The following is an 18,689-nucleotide window of genomic DNA, read 5'->3' as shown; positions in this document are numbered from 1 at the left end:
ATTAGAGTGGCGTTTTTTCGATATTTAAATAAATGGTAATTTTATAAAAAACGGTTACTTTGCTCTACTAGTAATCAACACTTAACGCCACCCCAAAATTTTGGAGTGGCGTTGTGCTTTAATATTTAAACTGACTAATCAGTAGCTTTAATTCATCCGCCATATGTGCGAGTGCTTGCGCAGAGGCATTGATTTCCTCCATTGAGGCTAATTGCTCCTCTGTTGATGCCGCTACATCCTCAGACGCCGCTGCATTGCCTTTCGCGGAGAATGCCAAATCTTCTGTTACTGCCGCTACCTCTTGAACACCTGCAGACATCTGTTCAGAGGCTGAGGAGACCTCCTCCATTTTAGGGGTAATCTCATTCATACTTGTCATAATGACTTGGAATTTTGCAATGGCTTCATCGGAAATATGCAATCCACTTTGCACATCCTCTGTAACCTTCGCCATAATACTGACAGATTGCTCCGTTTCTTGCTGAATCCCTCGGATAAGCTCAAATATTTGTTTAGCTGATTCCTGTGATTGCTCTGCAAGCTTACGCACTTCGTCTGCCACGACTGCAAAGCCTTTCCCATGCTCTCCTGCTCTCGCTGCTTCGATAGCTGCATTTAAAGCTAGTAAATTTGTTTGATCTGCAATGCTTGTAATCACATCTAAAATGGATGTAATTTGCTGAGAGCGTTCATGCAATGTCTGGATTTTCGCATTGGAGTCTGCTACGGATAAATGAATGGATTGCATTTGATTTTTTGTATTTTGAACAGCTTGTCCGCCTTCATCCGCCTGTAATGTCGCATGCTGTGAAAGGTCCGTCACAGCGGAGGAGATTTCAGCAATATGCAGAATGGCAGTAGAAAGCTCATGTAAAGAAGCTGCATTTTTATTGGCACTAATCGTTTGAGAATCAGCACTTGTTGCAACATCCTGAATGGAAATCGCCACTTTTTCTGTTGCAATGCTTGTCTGATTGGCATTGGCAGTTAGCTCTTCTGCTGAAGAAGCAACCTCCTCTGCATTTTGTTCAATTTTTTGTATTAGTGTCCGTAAGCTTTCTTGCATATCATTAAAGGCTTGTCCTAATTGGCCAATCTCATCTTTTGACGTAATCGTTACCATTTCCGTGAGATCCCCTTTGCTGATCGTAACCGCACTATCCTTTAAGGCTTTAATTGGTTTAATGACAGCCCTCATTACAAAATAAAAAATGATGGAACTGATGATAATTGCTGCTATGAGGACTAGAATCGTATGGTATAAAATCGAGGAAGCAGACTCATCAATTTCTTCAGCAAAAATCGTTCCTGTTATTTTCCAATTTGTCAGTTCATTTGTCGTATAGAATAATAGACGATCATCACCATTAAAGACATATTCATACGTACCTGATGGACTTTCGTACATTTTATCAAGGAAACTTTCTTTCAGTTCTCCTCCCGCTTCAAGTGTAGGATGTGAAATGACCATCTTGTCTTCTCCAAAAATTGAAGGATACCCATTTTTTCCGATTCGAATTGAATCAGCAATTTTTTGAAGATCGGTTAATTTAATATCGATTGCCACAACTCCAGCATGATCCTTCGTCTGCTTAGCAACTGTTACCACCATATCACCCGTCCCCGCATCCTTGTAAGGGTTGGTGATTAAGGTTTCACCTTTTAAAGCTGTCGCCTCTTTATACCAATCTCGATCTAATGGATTATAGTCTGCACCATTCAATTTTGGCTCCTGTGTAAATCGACCGTCATTCATGCCAATATAAACACTCAATACATCTGCATTAAGCTTTGTATATTGCTGAAATTTAGCCACAATCGAAGCTTGTGCTTCTTCATATTGACGCGTATCTATTTCACTACTAAATACATTGATGTCACTCATTTTCTCACTAATTGTTTTGTCAATGAGCTTATTTAAAATGCCTACACTTTCATTGGCACTAAATAAAATTTCTTCTTCAATCGAGTCTTTTGCAGATAAATAAGACAAACTCCCAACAGATATGACAGGGATAAGTAATACTAGCGCGAATAGCGTATAAAGCTTGCCCTTAAAACTGCTAAATAGTTTCTTCATATATCAATCTCCTTTTGATTTTTTCTAAACCTCTCCCTCTCTTTATCTGCTTAACATTTCTCCCAAAGCTTTTATCGGACGAAAAAAATTTTTTCTAACATTTTTAAGATTTTCATATTATTCAGGCTTTACCGACAAATAAAACCCCTGTAACTAGACAGGGGTCAATTGAATTTAGTATTTAAACGATTGAATGGATTCTTGCAGGTCTATTGCCATCTTTGCTAGATGGGTAGAGGCTGCTGCTACCTCCTCCATAGCTGCATTTTGTTCCTCTGAAGAGGCTGCAACACTTTGCACATGATGGCTTGATTTTATCGACACTTCACTCATATAGTCCATTTCCTGCACTAACTTTTCAATATCTTGATGAATTGCTTGAATGGCTGCCGTTACTAGCTCGGTCTGTGCTTGTACATCATTAATGGCATCATCAATTTGTATAAAGTTATCCCTTGCCACATTAACCTTTTCACGACCTACATGGACAGAATCATTACTATTAACCATATCTTCCTCGATAATCCTCGTGCTATCTGTAATTTGGGCCACTACTTTTTCAATATCGACTGCAGCAAGATTTGACTCATCTGCTAGCTTGCGGACTTCCTCTGCCACTACCGCAAAGCCTTTCCCATGCTCCCCGCTCCTTGCGGCTTCAATAGAGGCATTGATTGCTAGTAAATTGGTCTGTGTCGCTATACTCTTAATGACATTTACTGCTGATACAATCGCCGCTGTATTGTCATCTAAATCTTGTACACGTGTATTTAGCTCACTTGTGTTAGTAGAGATTTCATTCATTTGCGCTGTAACATCATGTACCGAAGAACGACCTGTTTGTGCCATATTTTTCGTGTTGACTGTTGCTTGATTCACGCTTTGTATGCTTGTAGAAATATCATTCATTTTCTTCAAGATATGGGCAGATAAATTTCGTACATCACTTGTTAATGTATCCTGCTGATCAATACCTTGTGCAATATCATGAATAGATTCTGTTACCACCTCTGTCGCCTGTGTAACCTCCATGCTACTTGCTGTTAGCTGTTCGGATGTTGCGGCAACTTGCTCAGAGGAGTTTCCGACTTGTTTCATCATCAGTCGAAGCTTTTCTGACATACTATTGAAGGAATCGGCTAAGTGTGCAAACTCATCCTTGGTTTTAAATTGTAAATATGTATGCAAATTCCCTTCCGAAAACTTATCCATTTCAACTACTGTTTGTTGAATATTTTTTGCGATCCGTCTACCAAATAGTGTTGCAATGATAATGCTTATAAGTAGAGAAATAGCCACTAGAATCATAATTTCCAGGCCACTTCTTTCTCCTTTTTGCTTGGTAGCCTCAATATGAGCCTGCATATCTTCTTGCTGAGCTGTTGCCATCGTTTTTCCAAAGACAACCAATTTCTGAGAGCCCTCACCTAAAATCGGTAAAGCCATTTGTTGTGCCTGCTGATGATCCCCTCGCTGATAAAGAGGCACTATCTGCCCATCTATAGCCTTTTCCCAGTCGTCAAGCTGCGATAAAAATTGATCAAAATCTTGATTACTATCGCCTACTTCTTGAAGTCGATTAATCGACGTATGTAAGGTATTTCGGATTTCATGATGATTGTTGAGCATTTCTTCCTTGCCATATAACATATACCCACGAATAGCCGCATTCGCTCGTACGGTTTGGAACGAGATATCTTGATATAAATGGATTAATTCCGTATTGTCTTCGATTTCTGCTAATGTCTGATTATTATTATTCAAGTAGTACATAGCAATCCCTGATATAAGCAGTAAAAAGATGAGGACAATACCAAAAGCAAATTGCAATTTCCGTTCCACAGTTAGTCTCATATGATTCCCTCTATTCTTCTATAATCCACTTGAGTATAGCCTACCTAAACCTATTAGCCTATAAAATCTATGCTCATCCTCCTAAACTATCGCTAAAATTTAACAATAATGAGAATTTCGCATCTAATCTATTGACAATAATATCCACTATTTTACTAGTTGAAATAGGAAGTAATCATTTGGAAACCATAGAGATAACACCAAAAGAGCGGAAGAAGTAGGAGCATTTTCAGAAAATGACCTCTTTTTTCTAAAAACTCTCGAATGCCTGAAGTCAGCATCATCGCACTCAGTAATAGTAAGCTATGTTGAGCCCCATAAATCTGCATAGAGAATGTGATGACCAAGGGCAGGATGGCTGGATAAATAGAATCTGCTAGTGATCTTTTTTCCCTCGTATTGGAGGGAATGCTTTCTTTCTCTGTGGATTTAGCGGCTATTAGTTTCTTTACAAGCATATAGACAAGACCAAAAAATAAAATTGTATAAACAATAAATAATAGCCACGACATTTTGCTTTTCTCATTTAACAAATGAAAATAATCCTCAGCTTCTTGTGCTTGCAGTACATAATACAATCCTGTTTTTTGATCCATTAGGAAGAATCGTTCATCCTCGACTATTACTTTCAAGGCCGTTTCCTTGCCATTATGGAAGTGTATGTATAAATCACTTACTGCTTCATGGTCTGCTGGTCGACTGCTAAGGTCCTTTTTAGTTTGTAAAACTTGCTGAAGGCGATCTGTATCTTTCACCTCATAGCGGTCGACGTAGAATACTTGCTTTAATGGATATAAATATTGCTCCTTGCCATTACTTCCAGACAAATACCAAGCCTCTTTAATTGATTGAATGGGAGTATGCAGCGGCACTAGCTCCTCCCGCTGCCTTTCATTGTAAATGAAGAGTAGTAGTGTGCTTATACTTAGAACAATGCCCAGAATAAGTGTATGAATATAACCACTCTTGTACACTTTATCACCTCCTTTACCACTTTACATTTATAGTAATTATTGTCATATACGATTTACTAATCTAATAAGTTTCAGCTATACTTAAATAGAGGTGATGATATATGAGTAGACCAGAATTATACGTACATTTAGTAGTTGGTCCTGACTGTGATTTTGAATCCATGGCCATTCGAGCAGCACTGGAATCCTTTGGTGCAGGAGTGACACTCGATTTAATTGGCAGACCAAATGATTTAATTGATATTTTATCTGGAAATGATCTTCCTCACAAAATGGATTATTTGCTATTAAACTTTCACGGCGATGAGGGGCGATTTTGTCTGCCTGAGCTAGGAGAAGAGGTATATGAAGAAAATGAACCAAGGAGTATCTATTTTGAACCTCAAGATGTCTTAACCTATTGTCAGCTACAGGGTGTCAAGGTCATTGCGGCAGGCTGTACATTAGGCTGGCAGCAGCTAGCGACAGCCTTTTTAGAGAGTGGCTGTCATTCCTACCTAGCACCTGATGATTATATTGAGGGTAATGCTAATCTCATGTTTCTAATTCACTTTTTCTATGAGATAATCACAAATCATAGAAGTCAGCAGGAGGCATTTGAACTCGCTCAAGCGACCGACCTAGAAACAGCCTTATACAAGCTCTATTTAGCAGAAAAAAGATCGTAGCACCTACTACTTGGCTACGATCTTTCTTCTTTAGCGTTGATGTTTATCTAGCATGGCTTCAGTAAAAGCTTGTGACTGTCCTTTAGGAATACTGAGTGTTTGCCAATCAGAGCCCTTTACCAATTTGGCGATATAAATGATTTGACCGACGTGCTGTGCATAGTGTGCCATTTGTCTTTCAATAGCATCAATGACTGCTAGCCGCTCTCCTCTAATCGTGACATGTCCCTGTAAATCGGATTCTGTTAAACTCGCCAAGGCCTCTAAAAACACTTGCCACCCCTTGTCCCAAGCTGAGATGATTGCTTCTTTGGTGTGAAGACTATCCTCAAACTCATCATCTCGATTTCTCGTTGGCTTTTCTCCATCTGTCGTTAAAAAATCTGTCCAGCGGGAAACCATATTTCCACTTATATGCTTTACAATTACTGCAATACTATTGGATTCTTCATTGTATGCCCAGTGCAATTGTGCCTCTTCCATTTGGGCAAGTGTTTTATCCCCTAGCTCTTTCACACTTTGAAATCTTTTCTGAACAACTTGTAAATAGGTTTGTGCAATTGTCATAGTCGAACCTCCATCCCCTCTTTTCTATCATTCTATTATAGCTCAATTGAAATGTCTCATGACTTATTCGCCAAGAATAAAATCTCTTGCAAGGATCGCCATTTTTTCTTGAACCTCCTGTGGGTCTCCATCAAGTTGATACCCGATATGATAGACATAGCCGTTATAGTAAGAATAAAACTCATTGGCTCTAGTAGTCATTTGAAAGATTCGCTTATCCGTCTCATCATAATTATAATAAGTATATACATAACCTCGTTCTGGTGACATCTCCCGATAAAACAGGGGATTCATAAAATTTAAGCCTATATTCGAAACTTTCATCCCTAAAGATTCTTCCATATTTTTAGACTTCACATAGCTCGCTAAGGGATTATACTTTACATTTGTCACGGTAAAATTAATAAATTGTAAATCCACCCCAGTGGAGGATTTTTCTTTATAGCTAAATTGAAATTGCGTTTGTTGGCTACCATCCTCCATTTTTGCTGAAATTGCATAGACCTCATGTATATTTGGTTGAAATGGTAAATTTTCAGGATCAGTGAGATGAACGACATCCTCCAGTGATGTTGCTACTGATTGCATCGCCTCTAAACCTTGAAGTGGTGCATAATATTGGATATGTTTTGCCTGACTTAAATAATTAGCAAGTGGAAGAAAATTACTGAATGCTGTGGCTTTTCCCTCCACTTCTGTTTGAAATAAATCCGTGAATGTAGGTGTTTCTCCTTCATCCTGTGTAGCCAACTCGCCCATCGGTTTTGCAGCTTGCCAGGCAATGAATAATAAAATAGAGCAGGTAATCATTATCGTAACGGCACGATATGTCCATCTTGGCTTGGGCATAACAGGCTCTTGCTGAATTTGTTGTCGAACCTTATGAATAATGGCTTCCTTATGTGCTGAAACATCTTGTAGTACCTGCATTGTATGCTTATCCATGGAAAAGCACCTCCCATTCAATATGTTGTAACTCTATTTTTAATAGCTCCTTTCCTTTCTTTAAACGTGATTTCACAGTACCTTCAGGAATCGCAAGTAGCTCCGCAATCTCTTTAATCGTCATCTCCTCCAAGTAAAAATAGACAATTGCTTCTCGTGGTTTGAGAGGTAAGCTTAAAATGGCATCATCTAACAGTGCTTGTTCATCTTGACGAATCAGTGTGTCCGGCAATGTTGATTTTTGTTTGGTAAAAAATTTATGCTGAAATGTTATTTTTCTGTATGCCCAGCTTTTTAAATAATCTTTGCATTTATTGATTGTCATGCGGGCTAAGTATGCCTTCATTTCTCCTCGTTCCTCATATTGTTTTTGATGATAGAACTTAATAAACACATCCTGTACAATATCCTCGGCTATTTGTAAATCCTTTGTATAGTAATAAGCAATTCGAAACAATTGCTCCGTATGTATAGCCATTAACTGCTTGAAATTTTCATGATCTGACACGCCATCATCCTCCTTCTACACTATAAACGACTCACAACCAGAAAAAGATTATTTTTCCAGATAGAAAAATACATAAAAAAACCGCCTCAACCATTTGAGACGGTTTACTGTTACTTTATAAATTTTCATCAATATATGTTTCGATATCAGAAGCTATCGTATCAATCGGTACATCTTCAATGTTTTCAGCATAACCATTATACATTTTGACGAGGACACCATCTTTATCGACTAAGAAAAATTGATTGCCATGAATGACTTGGTCACTGTTAGGGTCGTTTTTCACTAAAATCTTTGTATTTTTCACCGCAAATTGTTCGATATATTTCTGTGAATACCCTGTAAGAAGGTTCCATTTAGATTCATCTGGAACATTGTATTTACTAAGATAATCCGCTAACACATCTGGTTGATCAACATCTGGATCTACTGAAAAGGCAACGATGTTATAGTCCTCTACTCCTTTTTTCTGAAGCTTTTCTTGGACTTGTGCCATGTTTAATGACATGGGCGGGCAGATGGACACACAGTTTGTGAAAATATACATACCAATCCAAGGCTTACCTTTTAAGCTTTCAAGCGAAACCGTTTCACCACGTTGATTAACATGTTCAAAATCGGGTATTTCTAGACTATAATCTGCTTTAAATTTTGAGTTTCCACATGCGCCTAGCACAGATGCACAGGCTAACAGCAGCACTAGCCCTATTAATTTACGTTTCATGTCAACACTCTCCCTAACCTACACTATCCCCATCCTAACGTAGGTTGTAAGCGTTGACAAGAACTTCTAAGTGACAGCTTTCGTACATCTTTGTGAAATCCATTTCATTTTAATGAAACGAGTGCAGCATGAATCGCATCAAGCTTTACTTCGACGCGGTGCAATAAATAAAATGACACTAAAATCGGAAAACCGATATCGGATATCATGTTCAACCACTGTTCCATCCTTCTCCTCCTCTCTCACGTTAAAAATGGTCTTTGCACTTCTCGTAGCAAAGACCATTGTTGAATTATTCTGTTACTACTTCAAATTCTGTGACTTGACGATCTACAATACGAGCTCCCTTGATGGCTGACAGTGCACCACCTTGCCCGGTAAAAACATTTTTAGCCATAATCGTTGTCATTGCCTGCTGAATGTCAGTCACCGTGATATTCGGCTTCGGTGCATCAATCGAAAGGGTTGTCGTTTTCCCATCAGTTGTGGCAAATTGCAATTCTAGAACTTGTGTCATTCTGTGGTCCCTCCTTAAGATAAATCGTGTGTTTCCTGTTTCGCAATGCCAGCCAGTGATTGTGATGAAAGACTAGCAATAGCATAAGCAACAGCTAACAAATCGTCCGCGCTATGTGTGTTGTTAATATTTCGATACGATTTCGTGGTGAACGTAGGTTCATTGTTCTCATCATAGCCATCCACATACTTGAGACGCAGTGTAGCATTCACAAAGTTAACATTAGCCATGTAGCATCACCTCCCTTCTGCACACTATATAAAGGCGAATTGCTAAAAAAGGGACATTAAGGATGAATTTTTTTTCGGAAGCTTTTATAATAGAGTGAGAGAAGGCAAAGAGGTGAACGATTTGTTACAAGGTTGGTTTTTATGGTTTATTTTATTTTGGGTTGTCGTCCTCATTTCATTGATGGCTATTGGCGGATTCTTCATGTTCCGCAAATTTTTAAAGGCACTCCCAAAGCAGGATGGAAAATCTGATTTAGATTGGCAAGAATATTATTTAGATAAAACTGTTCACTTGTGGGGACAAGCTGAAAAAGAATTACTCTATGAACTCGTAAGCCCCGTCCCTGAGCTTTTTAGACAAGTGGCGAAGGAAAAAATTGCAGGAAAAATTGGCGAGCTCGCATTAGAAGAAAAAGCAGCTGCCATTAACAATGACCTCATTATTCGCGGCTATATCCAAGCAACACCAAAACGCGATCACAAATTTTTACGCAAAAAATTAGAGCAAATGCAAATTGACATCTCCCCCTACGAACATCTATTCGAATGAGTAAACGCTGCACAAATCTTTGTGCAGCGTTTTTACTTAACTATGGGATTATTGTCCTAACCTGTGTTTTTAAGAAGCTATCCGGCACTTTGCTAGCTTTATCCTCTTTAGTTGGACCTCTATCCATGCTTTGCTGCTCTATCCTCTACTTTTGAGTTTTTATCCACCACTTTTATGAGGCTATCCTGCACTTTCCTAGCTTTATCCTCTTTTTTTGGACTTCTAACCGCGCTTTGCTGCTCTATCCTCTACTTTTGAGGTTCTATCCGCCACTTTTATGAAGCTATCCTGCACTTTGCTAGCTTTATCCTCTTTTTTTGGACTTCTAACCGCGCTTTGCTGCTCTATCCTCTACTTTTGAGATTTTATCCGCCACTTTTATGAGGCTATCCTGTTCCTCCAGCGCTTAAATGCATAAAAAAACTACACTAGCTTCAGCACTAGTGTAGTTTTGGAATTGTTTTTTTGACGCGTTTAAACTGGATTAGCATTGCGATACGCCAAGGTACTAACATGGCAAAGGCTAATATCCAGAACATACCTGCTAATTCACCGACATCGATGGAGCTACTTAAAATCATTTTCGCCACCACTCGGAATATTAACAATCCGATTAATATAAAAGCGAATGCTTTTGAACGTTTTAAATAAATATCTCGACCCTTTACTTCAAATTTAGAAGTAGCAATTAATATTGTCGAGAATACCATTCCTACAGCTGCCGCCTCTAAGATTTGCATCGGTGGTACACGGAATTGCTCGAATAAAAACATCAGTGCACCTGAGGACATCGCTATTGGTGGAATAATAATTTTCTTCTCATTTGTCGGCATTTTGGAAGCTCTCATTCGTATGACCATCACAAAGCTCCCCATAAGAATGGCCATAATGGTCGACCCTATAACATAATAGTGAGAAGGGATGCTGCTTAACATAAAAAAATCCTCCTCTAATGTCTAATTAACAATTTTGTCCAAGTAATTGATCAGCAACAGCCTTTAATCGTTCTGGCTCGAAAGGCTTTGTAATAAAATCCTTTGCCCCACTCTCAATCGCTTCTACGATTAATTTTTGCTGCCCTAATGCTGTTACCATAATGATTTTTGCATCTGGAAATTCTGGGATGATTTTTTTTACGGCTGCAATACCTGTCATAACGGGCATCGTTACATCCATTGTGACTAAATCTGGTTGTAACTCACGATACATCGCCACAGCTTCCTTACCATTTACTGCCTTACCGACTACCTCATAGCCCCATTCTGTAAACATATTACTGATTGCAACACGCATAAATAGCGTATCATCTACTACTAAAACTGTAGGCACATGTTCATCTCCCTCCACGTTAAAGTTCGGTATGCCTCTTTAGTTTAACAAATTAAAACCCTGTAAATCCACCGAAAATAGGCTGTAAAACGCGTGTAATATACGTTAAGCCATCAAAGAATAATAAAATCCCAACGGCAATCATGATGTAACCGCCGATTTTTACAATTTTCTGGCTGTGTGTACGAATCCAAGTCATTCGTGAAATGAAGAAAGATAGCACGAAGAATGGAATGGCGAATCCTAAATAATACGCAAACATATAGCTAAAGCCCGCACCTGGGTTTGTACTTGCTAACATGATAATCGATGCAAGGATTGGTCCTGTACATGGTGTCCAGCCTGCCGCAAAGGCAATACCAATTAAGACAGACCCAAAATAGCCAGATGGTCTATTTTTAAATTGGAACTTTCGATCCTTCATTAAGAAGTCTATCTGCAATAATCCGACAATCATTAGACCGAATACGACGATTAAAATAGCCCCAACCTGTCGTAATAATGTTTGATAATTCAGGAAGAATTCTGCTGCATATGAAGCACTTAGTCCAATAATGATAAAGATAATGGAAAAGCCTAGTAAAAAGAATAGTGTGTGGAAAATGGCACGTTTTTGTAGCATACCTTTTTCTGATTTTAGCTCATCTAATGTCATACCCGTTATGTACGATAAAAATGCTGGATATAGTGGAAGAGTACATGGTGAAATAAAACTTAAGAACCCTGCACCAAAAGCTAAAAATACGTTAATATCAGATCCCATATTTTTTATTCGCTCCTTACAGTTACTGCATCCATCGTACCAAAAAACAAAATAAAAAGCGCCCTTCTAGTTTGTGAACGTTTCATGGCAAAATGATGAGATTTCTGAGAAGTCCCACCAAGCTACTTCTGCATTATGCGCTCCTGTTGATTTTCTGTCAACAAAATCCGCCAATCTTCCCCCTTTTTCAAAAGGAGTATAGCTAATTTTTCTACCTTTTTCTTGACAGTGTCGATTACTTGTCATTAATGTTGAAAGAAGCTTCTGTTTTTCATAGACACTATCACGCCCATGTTATAGTAAGAAACTATTTATTTTACACTCATCTTTTAAATCATCTGGATATACAGTCATCAGATGACCTTATTATATGTTTATATGTTTCCATTATGATTTCTTTAAATTTCGATAGTCCTCTACTCTACACAAAGTGTTCATGGTAAACCATGAGTAAATGACTTATTTTCATGTATAATGATGATAGCAAATGAGCGAAAAAAGAGGTGTAGCCCTTGGAATTAAGAAAGATTAGACCAAAAAAGATCTATGAAGAAGTATCCGAAATCTTACATGAAAAAATACGAGCTGGTGTCCTAAAGCCAGGTGATCGGCTTGACTCAGTTGAGCAGCTTGCGGAGCAATTACAAGTGAGTCGTTCTGCTGTACGGGAGGCATTATCTGCATTAAAAGCAATGGGATTGATTGAAATCAAACAAGGCTCTGGAACGTTTGTCAAAAGTGTGCCAGCCCATCAGCTTGACTTTCCTTTATCCACCGCTATGTTAACGAATAGACAGGATATTGCTCATTTACTAGAAGTGCGCAAAATTATTGAAGTGGGAGCAGCAGGACGTGCAGCCCTCCAACGTACAGATCAGGATATTCAGGCAATGGTACAAATTTTAGAGGATATGAAGCAGGCACATGGTGATGGCGAGCTTGGTGAAAAAGCAGATTATCAATTTCATGCAGCTATTTCCAATGCCTCTCAAAACCCCCTACTCACTACAATTTTAGATCAAATTTCTGGTTTAATGATCGAAACGATGAAAGAGACACGGCGAATTTGGTTGTATTCACAAAAAACAACGAGCGAACAATTATATGATGAACATATGCAGATTTTCCTCGCGATTAAACAGCAAAACGAAGAGCTAGCCAAACATGCAATGGCATCTCATTTAAGCAACGTTGAAAAAGTGCTATTACAATATTTCGAAACAACAGAATCCAATTCACACTAAAAACTACCTAGTACAAGCTAGGTAGTTTTTCTTTTCTGAAAATTCATAAAAAAAACGTTTTCACTTTTTCAAATTTGTTGTAAGATTAAATTATCAAAAAGTCATCTGATGACCAGTTGTTTATAAAAGGAGCGATGAAATATGAAAGTCACACTATTCGCCACTTGCTTAGTGGATATGTTTCAAGGGGATGTGGGAAAAGCAGTTGTTGAAGTATTAGAAAGACTTGGCTGTGACATCGACTTTCCAGAGGATCAAATTTGCTGTGGACAGCCTGCTTACAATAGCGGCTATGTCGAAGAATCGAAAAATGCGATGAAAAAAATGATCACAGCCTTTGAGCATGCTGAATATGTAGTCTCTCCCTCTGGTTCCTGCGCTTATATGTTGAAGGAATATCCAGAAGTTTTTAAAGGAGACCCCATATGGGAGCCAAAAGCGCAAGCATTAGCAGCTAAAACCTATGAATTCACAGAGTTTATTGTCAACGTATTAAAGATAGAAGATGTAGGAGCGTATCTAGAAGGTAAAGCTACTTATCATACGTCATGCCATATGACAAGATTACTTGGTGTAACAGAGGCACCCTTCCAATTATTAAAGAACGTCAAGGGCTTGCATTATGTGGATCTCCCTGGTAAGGATCGATGCTGCGGATTTGGTGGTACATTTTCAGTTAAAATGGGCAATATTTCTGGAGAAATGGTCAATGAAAAAGTACTGAATGTGGAAGAAACAGGCGCTGACATTTTGATAGGAGCTGACGCAGGCTGCTTATTGAATATCGGTGGTCGCATTCAACGTCAGGGTAAGCCAATTAAAGTGATGCATATTGCAGAAGTGTTAAATTGCCGATAAAAGGGGGAAATAAACATGGCCATGAAAACAAGTGATGATCGGTTTCAACAACGTGTCACGAAAGAGCTAGATAATCAGTTTATGCGTCGTGCGGTTTCGAGTGCCCAAGAACGTTTTCAAACACGTCGCCTTCAACAAGCAGAGGAATTAGGACATTGGGAAGAATGGCGTTCTCATGGAGAGGAAATTCGCAAGCATGTTTTAGCAAATCTTGATTATTACCTTTATCAATTAAGTGAAAATGTTGCCAAACGAGGTGGGCATGTGTTCTTTGCGCAAACTGCACAGGAAGCAACCGACTATATTCAAAGCATTGCTAAAAAGAAAAATGCGGCAAAAATTGTGAAATCCAAATCAATGGTGACAGAAGAAATTAACTTAAATACGGCTTTAGAAGCGCTTGGTTGTGAAGTGATTGAGACAGACCTAGGTGAATATATTTTGCAGGTGGCAGATCACGAGCCCCCTTCGCATATTGTGGCCCCAGCCTTGCATAAAAATAAGGAGCAAATTCGAGATGTTTTTAAGGAAAAACAAGGCTACAGTCAAACAGAAAAACCAGAGGAACTTGCCCTTTATGTACGTGAAAAATTAAGACAGGAATATTTAACAGCCGATATTGGTATTACAGGCTGTAATTTTGCTATTGCTGAAAGTGGATCGATTACACTCGTTACGAATGAGGGCAATGCTGATTTAGTAACAGCGCTACCAAAAACACAAATTACAGTTATGGGAATGGAAAGAATAGTTCCTACATTTGAAGAAATGGAGGTCCTTGTTAGTTTATTAACAAGAAGTGCTGTCGGTCAAAAGCTAACGAGCTATATTACAACGTTAACAGGCGTAAAGGACGAAGAGGATACGGATGGACCAGAGGAATTTCATTTAGTTATTGTTGATAATGGACGCTCGGCTATTTTAGGTAGTGAATTCCAGCCTATTTTACAATGCATTCGCTGTGCTGCCTGTGTTAATGCTTGCCCTGTCTATCGTCATGTTGGTGGGCATACGTATGGCTCTATCTACTCTGGACCTGTAGGTGTTGTGCTCTCTCCACTTTTAGGAGGCTACGATGATTTTAAAGAACTGCCCTATGCTTCTACATTGTGCGGTGCTTGTACAGATGCATGCCCTGTTAAAATTCCATTACATCAGCTCATTCACCGCCATCGTCAGGTCATTGTTGAAAATGAGGGCAAGGCACCTATCTCTGAAAAGCTTTTAATGAAGGCATTTGGACTAGGGGCTTCCTCCCCTACCCTTTATAAAATGGCGACAAAAATGGCTGCACCTGCCATGTCTCCATTTACCAAAAACAAAACTATTTCTAATGGGCCAGGCCCATTAAAAGCATGGACTGAGGCAAGGGATTTCCCTGCACCAAGTAAAGACAGCTTTAGAGACTGGATGAAGCATCGTCCAAAAGGAGGCGGGCAATAATGACTGGTATGATTCAGCGTCGAGAAACCTTTTTAGCAAATATTGCGAAGCAGCTCGGACGTTCGCCTAAGACAGAACTACCACGACCAACTTGGCAGTATCAGCCACAAGATCGTGTGCTCAAAGATGCGACAAAGGATGAATTGGTGGAAATATTAATTAAGCAGTGTGCCAACATCCATACCAATATTGTCATTTCTAATACTGCGACACTTCCAGAGGATTTACAGGACGTTGTTGACAAGTATGGAGGTCAGTCTGTTATTACATGGAAGGATAAACGGTTCCAGGACTACGGATTATCTGCACTTATGAACGAACGATGGCCACAAGCCAATATTCAGCTTTATGAATGGGATTCACAGCAACCTGAGGAAAATATCCGTCAAGCTGAAAAAGCAAATATTGGCGTGACAATTAGTGAAATGACGTTAGCAGAATCGGGGACTGCCGTGCTTTTTAGTAGCAAAGATAGAGGGAGAAGCATTAGCTTTTTACCTGAAAAGTCGATCATTATCATTCCTAAAAGTACAATTGTGCCTCGTATGACACAGGCAGCTCGTTGGATTAGTGAAAAAATCCGTCAGGGTGAAAAAATTGCTTCCTGTATCAACTTTGTTACGGGACCAAGTAACTCAGCCGATATCGAAATGATTCTTATCGTTGGTGTCCATGGCCCTATTCAAGCAACCTATATTGTTATTGATGATCAGTAAAAGAACAGGCATGCATTTCACCGCATGCCTGTTCTTTTAAGTTGTTGTGTTCGCAACACCTTCTGGGAGAGCTGCTTTTTCATAATACTCTGGATGTGCCTCTTTTAAAATAGATGAGCGCAGCATCACAAGTGAAATGATAATAATAATGACACTCGTTACTGGTAAAATAATAGTTGCTGGTAATGTATCATATAACATGCCATAGACTACCATACCAATCGGCATCATGGACATCGCCATCGTCTCCATTAGCCCAAAAACACGCCCACGGTACTCTTCCGCAATGATTTTTTGCATATACACCCCGATGGGCATATTAATCCCCATTTCGAAAATTGCGAAAATAAAGTAAATGATGAGATAGAAGATCACAATAGCTATATAGGAAAAATCAGTAACTAAAGGGATGACTGCTAAGCCAACACTTCCCGCCAATAGTAATAAGCTGATTTTCGAAAAGCGTAAAGGTACCTTTACTTCAGATCTTGTTGCGAAATAAAGGGATGCTAAGAGCATACCTAATGCACCAGACGCTTCAATAAAGCCAAAGTGTGTGGATTCTACTTTTAGCAATTCAATAATGATGTACGTTCCTCCAACAGCAATGGCAGAAAAGAATAGGTTGATCCACAATGCCACCCACATAATGGTCTTAATGACGTTACGTTGCTTGATATAATGAAAACCACTTTTCAGCCCTTCCCACATCTTTTCTTTTTTCGTATCTTCCCCTCTTGTACTATAAAGGTTAAAATCCATTGTTGCCTCTAAACAAAAGGCAATCGCATAGGCCACCATATTCACCATTAAAAATACATCCATATTAAAAAATCCATACATCATACCACCAATGACTGGTCCTCCAATTGCAGCTACGGACATTGACATTTGGTTAAATGACATCGCACGTTGTAATCTCTCTGGATTGACAAGTGTGGCAATTGCTGATGAAAACGTTACACCAGAAAAGGCTGAGCAAATAGTATTAAAAACAGTAGCTATGTATATAGCATAAACGGACATTCCTACTGTTTCTGTATAAAGCAGTAATCCCCCTACTGTCAAAATGGTTCCTGCCTGTGCTATTAATATTGTACGTTTTTTTGAAAAATTATCTGCGACATAGCCTGCTAAGGGTGCCACAAGTGCGCGTGGTAATACTGAACAAATCATATTGGTAGCGAAGCTCATTGCCGACCCAGTCATCGCTAAAATATACAAGCTAATACCGAATGCCATGACGTTTGCACCCAACATGGCAATCATTTTACTCACCGTGAACGTCCATAAGTGATAGGTTGCCTTTTTTAATTTTTCCGCTTCATTCATCTAAATCCCCCCCATTATTTAACTAAATTAAAAAGTTTAATTATGTTAAACAAAATATACCACAACTCCCTCTTTTCACGCAAGAGAAAGTTTAATATAATTAAACAAAAGGAGGCGAGGCAGTGGACTCTTTAGGCACACGAATTCGCAAATTAAGGAAAGAACAAAAATTAACATTAGAGGCACTTGCCGGTGATCGTCTAACTAAAGGAATGTTAAGCCAAATAGAAAATGATAAGGCTAAGCCTTCTATGGAAAGCCTTGACTATATTGCTGAACGTTTAGGTGTAAAAGCTAGTGAATTACTGGAAGAAGTAACCCCATCCTCCATACGCCAGCTATTAGAGCAGGTGGAAAGTTTATTTGCAGAGGTAAAACGTGGTGATGCTCATCATCATCAAGAAATTGTCGATTTAATTAAGCCGTCTGTGAAGGGCCTGCCTCAAAGTTATGAAGCTGGCCGTTTATTGTATATTTACGCAGATGCCCAGTATGAAGCTGGATTAACAACATGGGAAGTCCCGCTTCAGCAAGCCCGCACTATTTTTAAGGAAATTAATTTACTCAGCCATTGGTTCAAAACCTTTATCCTCGAGATGGCTATTTTAGCAGCAAAACGTCAATATACATTGGCGTACGATCGTATCTTACAGGCAAAGGAAATTATCGAACAAGAGGACTATCAGCTCGATTCTCGTGATGCCTTATTAATGACTTATTATACAAGTATTTTCCAACTTGCAATTGGTGAGCATGAGGAAGGGAAAAAATTAATTCAAGAGACGATTGCCAATGCTCATAAAAACCAACTGTTCTATCAGATTGATAATATGTACAGAATTGGTGCCTATTGTGCCATGATTGATCGTGATTTTGAACAAACCAACCATATGTTTATGAAACTGGAGCAATATCAGGCATTTGCTGAACGTGTTGAGGTTGATGCTTTTATTTTTGTATTGAAGGCACATTATTGTAATAATTACAGCAATAATTATGAGCAGGCTCTGATGGAAATAGAACGTTTTTATCAGCTTAGACACGATGATTATTTAGACAAGCTAGATCCAAACTTTTACTATGCTGAAAAAGGAAAATCCTTATATTTACTAGGACAATATGAGGAGGCGAAGGCTGCATTCGAACAGTATAAACACAGACCGATCTATATTAATCATCCATATGATATTTTAAGCTTAAATGAATGCTTTTCCTATAAAGCCCTTTGCTATGCACATTTTGGTGAGCTAACAACAGCCTATGAAATTGCAAAAATGGCCTATACAGATTCACTGGATTTAGTGGATTTGCCCTATAAACGAAAAATTGAGGAAGTCTATCGAACGATTAAGGCACAGATTGATTCCATAACTTAATTAGTAAAGGG

Annotated in this window: 22 protein-coding genes; 7 read left to right on the top strand and 15 right to left on the bottom strand. The window is 38.9% G+C overall.

Annotated elements, in window-relative coordinates:
* Positions 1–118: 118 nt before the first annotated feature.
* From EW028_RS02715 to EW028_RS02705, 3 genes are all read right to left on the bottom strand, one after another.
* Complete coding sequence (locus EW028_RS02715) at positions 119–2,080, bottom strand: methyl-accepting chemotaxis protein (protein WP_131519815.1); 1,962 nt, start codon at positions 2,078–2,080, stop codon at positions 119–121.
* A gap of 174 nt (positions 2,081–2,254) precedes the next feature.
* A complete protein-coding gene (locus EW028_RS02710) occupies positions 2,255–3,934 on the bottom strand; it encodes a methyl-accepting chemotaxis protein (RefSeq protein ID WP_131519814.1) in 1,680 nt (559 codons plus the stop codon).
* A 155-nt stretch (positions 3,935–4,089) separates the two neighbouring features.
* Positions 4,090–4,908, bottom strand: coding sequence for a hypothetical protein (locus EW028_RS02705; protein ID WP_054550851.1), 819 nt, complete (start codon positions 4,906–4,908; stop codon positions 4,090–4,092).
* Positions 4,909–5,009: 101 nt separating this feature from the next.
* On the opposite strand from EW028_RS02705, the gene EW028_RS02700 reads away from it, so the two are divergent.
* Positions 5,010–5,576, top strand: coding sequence for a hypothetical protein (locus tag EW028_RS02700; protein ID WP_054550850.1), 567 nt, complete (start codon positions 5,010–5,012; stop codon positions 5,574–5,576).
* Between the two features lie 30 nt (positions 5,577–5,606).
* Here EW028_RS02700 and EW028_RS02695 read toward each other — a convergent pair whose 3' ends face one another.
* The 7 genes from EW028_RS02695 to EW028_RS02665 form a co-directional block, all read right to left on the bottom strand.
* Positions 5,607–6,143 (bottom strand): DUF1572 family protein, encoded by a 537-nt coding sequence (locus EW028_RS02695; RefSeq protein WP_016992030.1) that lies wholly within the window; start codon positions 6,141–6,143, stop codon positions 5,607–5,609.
* Between the two features lie 63 nt (positions 6,144–6,206).
* Positions 6,207–7,088, bottom strand: a complete 882-nt coding sequence (locus tag EW028_RS02690) for a hypothetical protein (RefSeq protein WP_131519813.1) — start codon at positions 7,086–7,088, stop codon at positions 6,207–6,209.
* A complete protein-coding gene (locus EW028_RS02685) occupies positions 7,081–7,596 on the bottom strand; it encodes an RNA polymerase sigma factor (RefSeq protein WP_131519812.1) in 516 nt (171 codons plus the stop codon). Before EW028_RS02685 ends, EW028_RS02690 begins: the two co-directional genes overlap by 8 nt.
* Before the next feature lie 115 nt (positions 7,597–7,711).
* Positions 7,712–8,320 (bottom strand): SCO family protein, encoded by a 609-nt coding sequence (locus tag EW028_RS02680; RefSeq protein ID WP_054550847.1) that lies wholly within the window; start codon positions 8,318–8,320, stop codon positions 7,712–7,714.
* A gap of 104 nt (positions 8,321–8,424) precedes the next feature.
* The gene (locus tag EW028_RS02675; protein WP_004229459.1) at positions 8,425–8,547 is read right to left on the bottom strand and encodes a YvrJ family protein; all 123 of its coding nucleotides are present in this window, start codon (positions 8,545–8,547) and stop codon (positions 8,425–8,427) included.
* 65 nt (positions 8,548–8,612) lie between these two features.
* Positions 8,613–8,837 (bottom strand): DUF2922 domain-containing protein, encoded by a 225-nt coding sequence (locus EW028_RS02670; RefSeq protein WP_131519811.1) that lies wholly within the window; start codon positions 8,835–8,837, stop codon positions 8,613–8,615.
* Between the two features lie 14 nt (positions 8,838–8,851).
* On the bottom strand, positions 8,852–9,067 hold the full coding sequence (locus tag EW028_RS02665) for a DUF1659 domain-containing protein (RefSeq protein ID WP_004229465.1): 216 nt from the start codon (positions 9,065–9,067) through the stop codon (positions 8,852–8,854).
* A 121-nt stretch (positions 9,068–9,188) separates the two neighbouring features.
* Here EW028_RS02665 and EW028_RS02660 point away from each other — a divergent pair, with 121 nt between their 5' ends.
* Positions 9,189–9,617, top strand: coding sequence for a DUF2621 domain-containing protein (locus EW028_RS02660; RefSeq protein WP_004229468.1), 429 nt, complete (start codon positions 9,189–9,191; stop codon positions 9,615–9,617).
* 440 nt (positions 9,618–10,057) lie between these two features.
* On the opposite strand, the gene EW028_RS02655 is transcribed toward EW028_RS02660, so the two are convergent.
* The 4 genes from EW028_RS02655 to EW028_RS25065 form a co-directional block, all read right to left on the bottom strand.
* A complete protein-coding gene (locus EW028_RS02655; protein WP_004229470.1) occupies positions 10,058–10,552 on the bottom strand; it encodes a CcdC family protein in 495 nt (164 codons plus the stop codon).
* Between the two features lie 25 nt (positions 10,553–10,577).
* Positions 10,578–10,964, bottom strand: a complete 387-nt coding sequence (locus tag EW028_RS02650) for a response regulator (protein WP_004229473.1) — start codon at positions 10,962–10,964, stop codon at positions 10,578–10,580.
* A gap of 34 nt (positions 10,965–10,998) precedes the next feature.
* Entirely contained in the window at positions 10,999–11,709 is a 711-nt protein-coding gene (locus EW028_RS02645) for a cytochrome c biogenesis CcdA family protein (protein WP_016995208.1), read from the bottom strand.
* Positions 11,710–11,775: 66 nt separating this feature from the next.
* Positions 11,776–11,955, bottom strand: coding sequence for a hypothetical protein (locus tag EW028_RS25065; RefSeq protein ID WP_193767301.1), 180 nt, complete (start codon positions 11,953–11,955; stop codon positions 11,776–11,778).
* Positions 11,956–12,221: 266 nt separating this feature from the next.
* Between EW028_RS25065 and EW028_RS02640 the strand changes: the two genes are divergently transcribed.
* From EW028_RS02640 to EW028_RS02625, 4 genes are all read left to right on the top strand, one after another.
* Positions 12,222–12,953, top strand: coding sequence for a FadR/GntR family transcriptional regulator (locus EW028_RS02640; protein WP_131519810.1), 732 nt, complete (start codon positions 12,222–12,224; stop codon positions 12,951–12,953).
* A 141-nt stretch (positions 12,954–13,094) separates the two neighbouring features.
* Entirely contained in the window at positions 13,095–13,811 is a 717-nt protein-coding gene (locus EW028_RS02635) for a (Fe-S)-binding protein (RefSeq protein WP_115673934.1), read from the top strand.
* A gap of 15 nt (positions 13,812–13,826) precedes the next feature.
* Positions 13,827–15,254, top strand: coding sequence for a LutB/LldF family L-lactate oxidation iron-sulfur protein (locus tag EW028_RS02630; protein WP_131519809.1), 1,428 nt, complete (start codon positions 13,827–13,829; stop codon positions 15,252–15,254).
* Positions 15,254–15,970, top strand: a complete 717-nt coding sequence (locus EW028_RS02625; protein WP_054550844.1) for a LutC/YkgG family protein — start codon at positions 15,254–15,256, stop codon at positions 15,968–15,970. The genes EW028_RS02630 and EW028_RS02625 overlap by 1 nt, the downstream gene beginning before the upstream one ends.
* Positions 15,971–16,006: 36 nt before the next feature.
* Here the strand turns inward: EW028_RS02625 and EW028_RS02620 are convergent, their stop codons facing one another.
* Positions 16,007–17,302 (bottom strand): MFS transporter, encoded by a 1,296-nt coding sequence (locus EW028_RS02620; RefSeq protein ID WP_131519808.1) that lies wholly within the window; start codon positions 17,300–17,302, stop codon positions 16,007–16,009.
* 122 nt (positions 17,303–17,424) lie between these two features.
* On the opposite strand from EW028_RS02620, the gene EW028_RS02615 reads away from it, so the two are divergent.
* Positions 17,425–18,678: a helix-turn-helix domain-containing protein gene (locus tag EW028_RS02615; RefSeq protein WP_131519807.1), complete on the top strand. Its 1,254-nt coding sequence runs from the start codon at positions 17,425–17,427 to the stop codon at positions 18,676–18,678.
* Positions 18,679–18,689 lie beyond the last annotated feature (11 nt).

The sequence above is a fragment of the Lysinibacillus sp. OL1 genome (assembly GCF_004332175.1).
Taxonomy (GTDB): Bacteria; Bacillota; Bacilli; order Bacillales_A; family Planococcaceae; genus Lysinibacillus; species Lysinibacillus capsici.
This window is presented reverse-complemented; position numbering and strand designations above follow the sequence as displayed.

Coding starts and splice junctions, on each gene's coding strand:
- EW028_RS02715 (WP_131519815.1), bottom strand. CDS start 2,080: ATGAAGAAACTATTTAGCAGTTTTAAGGGCAAGCTTTATACGCTATTC.
- EW028_RS02710 (WP_131519814.1), bottom strand. CDS start 3,934: ATGAGACTAACTGTGGAACGGAAATTGCAATTTGCTTTTGGTATTGTC.
- EW028_RS02700 (WP_054550850.1), top strand. CDS start 5,010: ATGAGTAGACCAGAATTATACGTACATTTAGTAGTTGGTCCTGACTGT.
- EW028_RS02695 (WP_016992030.1), bottom strand. CDS start 6,143: ATGACAATTGCACAAACCTATTTACAAGTTGTTCAGAAAAGATTTCAA.
- EW028_RS02690 (WP_131519813.1), bottom strand. CDS start 7,088: ATGGATAAGCATACAATGCAGGTACTACAAGATGTTTCAGCACATAAG.
- EW028_RS02680 (WP_054550847.1), bottom strand. CDS start 8,320: ATGAAACGTAAATTAATAGGGCTAGTGCTGCTGTTAGCCTGTGCATCT.
- EW028_RS02675 (WP_004229459.1), bottom strand. CDS start 8,547: ATGGAACAGTGGTTGAACATGATATCCGATATCGGTTTTCCGATTTTA.
- EW028_RS02670 (WP_131519811.1), bottom strand. CDS start 8,837: ATGACACAAGTTCTAGAATTGCAATTTGCCACAACTGATGGGAAAACG.
- EW028_RS02665 (WP_004229465.1), bottom strand. CDS start 9,067: ATGGCTAATGTTAACTTTGTGAATGCTACACTGCGTCTCAAGTATGTG.
- EW028_RS02655 (WP_004229470.1), bottom strand. CDS start 10,552: ATGTTAAGCAGCATCCCTTCTCACTATTATGTTATAGGGTCGACCATT.
- EW028_RS02645 (WP_016995208.1), bottom strand. CDS start 11,709: ATGGGATCTGATATTAACGTATTTTTAGCTTTTGGTGCAGGGTTCTTA.
- EW028_RS25065 (WP_193767301.1), bottom strand. CDS start 11,955: ATGACAAGTAATCGACACTGTCAAGAAAAAGGTAGAAAAATTAGCTAT.
- EW028_RS02635 (WP_115673934.1), top strand. CDS start 13,095: ATGAAAGTCACACTATTCGCCACTTGCTTAGTGGATATGTTTCAAGGG.
- EW028_RS02630 (WP_131519809.1), top strand. CDS start 13,827: ATGGCCATGAAAACAAGTGATGATCGGTTTCAACAACGTGTCACGAAA.
- EW028_RS02625 (WP_054550844.1), top strand. CDS start 15,254: ATGACTGGTATGATTCAGCGTCGAGAAACCTTTTTAGCAAATATTGCG.
- EW028_RS02620 (WP_131519808.1), bottom strand. CDS start 17,302: ATGAATGAAGCGGAAAAATTAAAAAAGGCAACCTATCACTTATGGACG.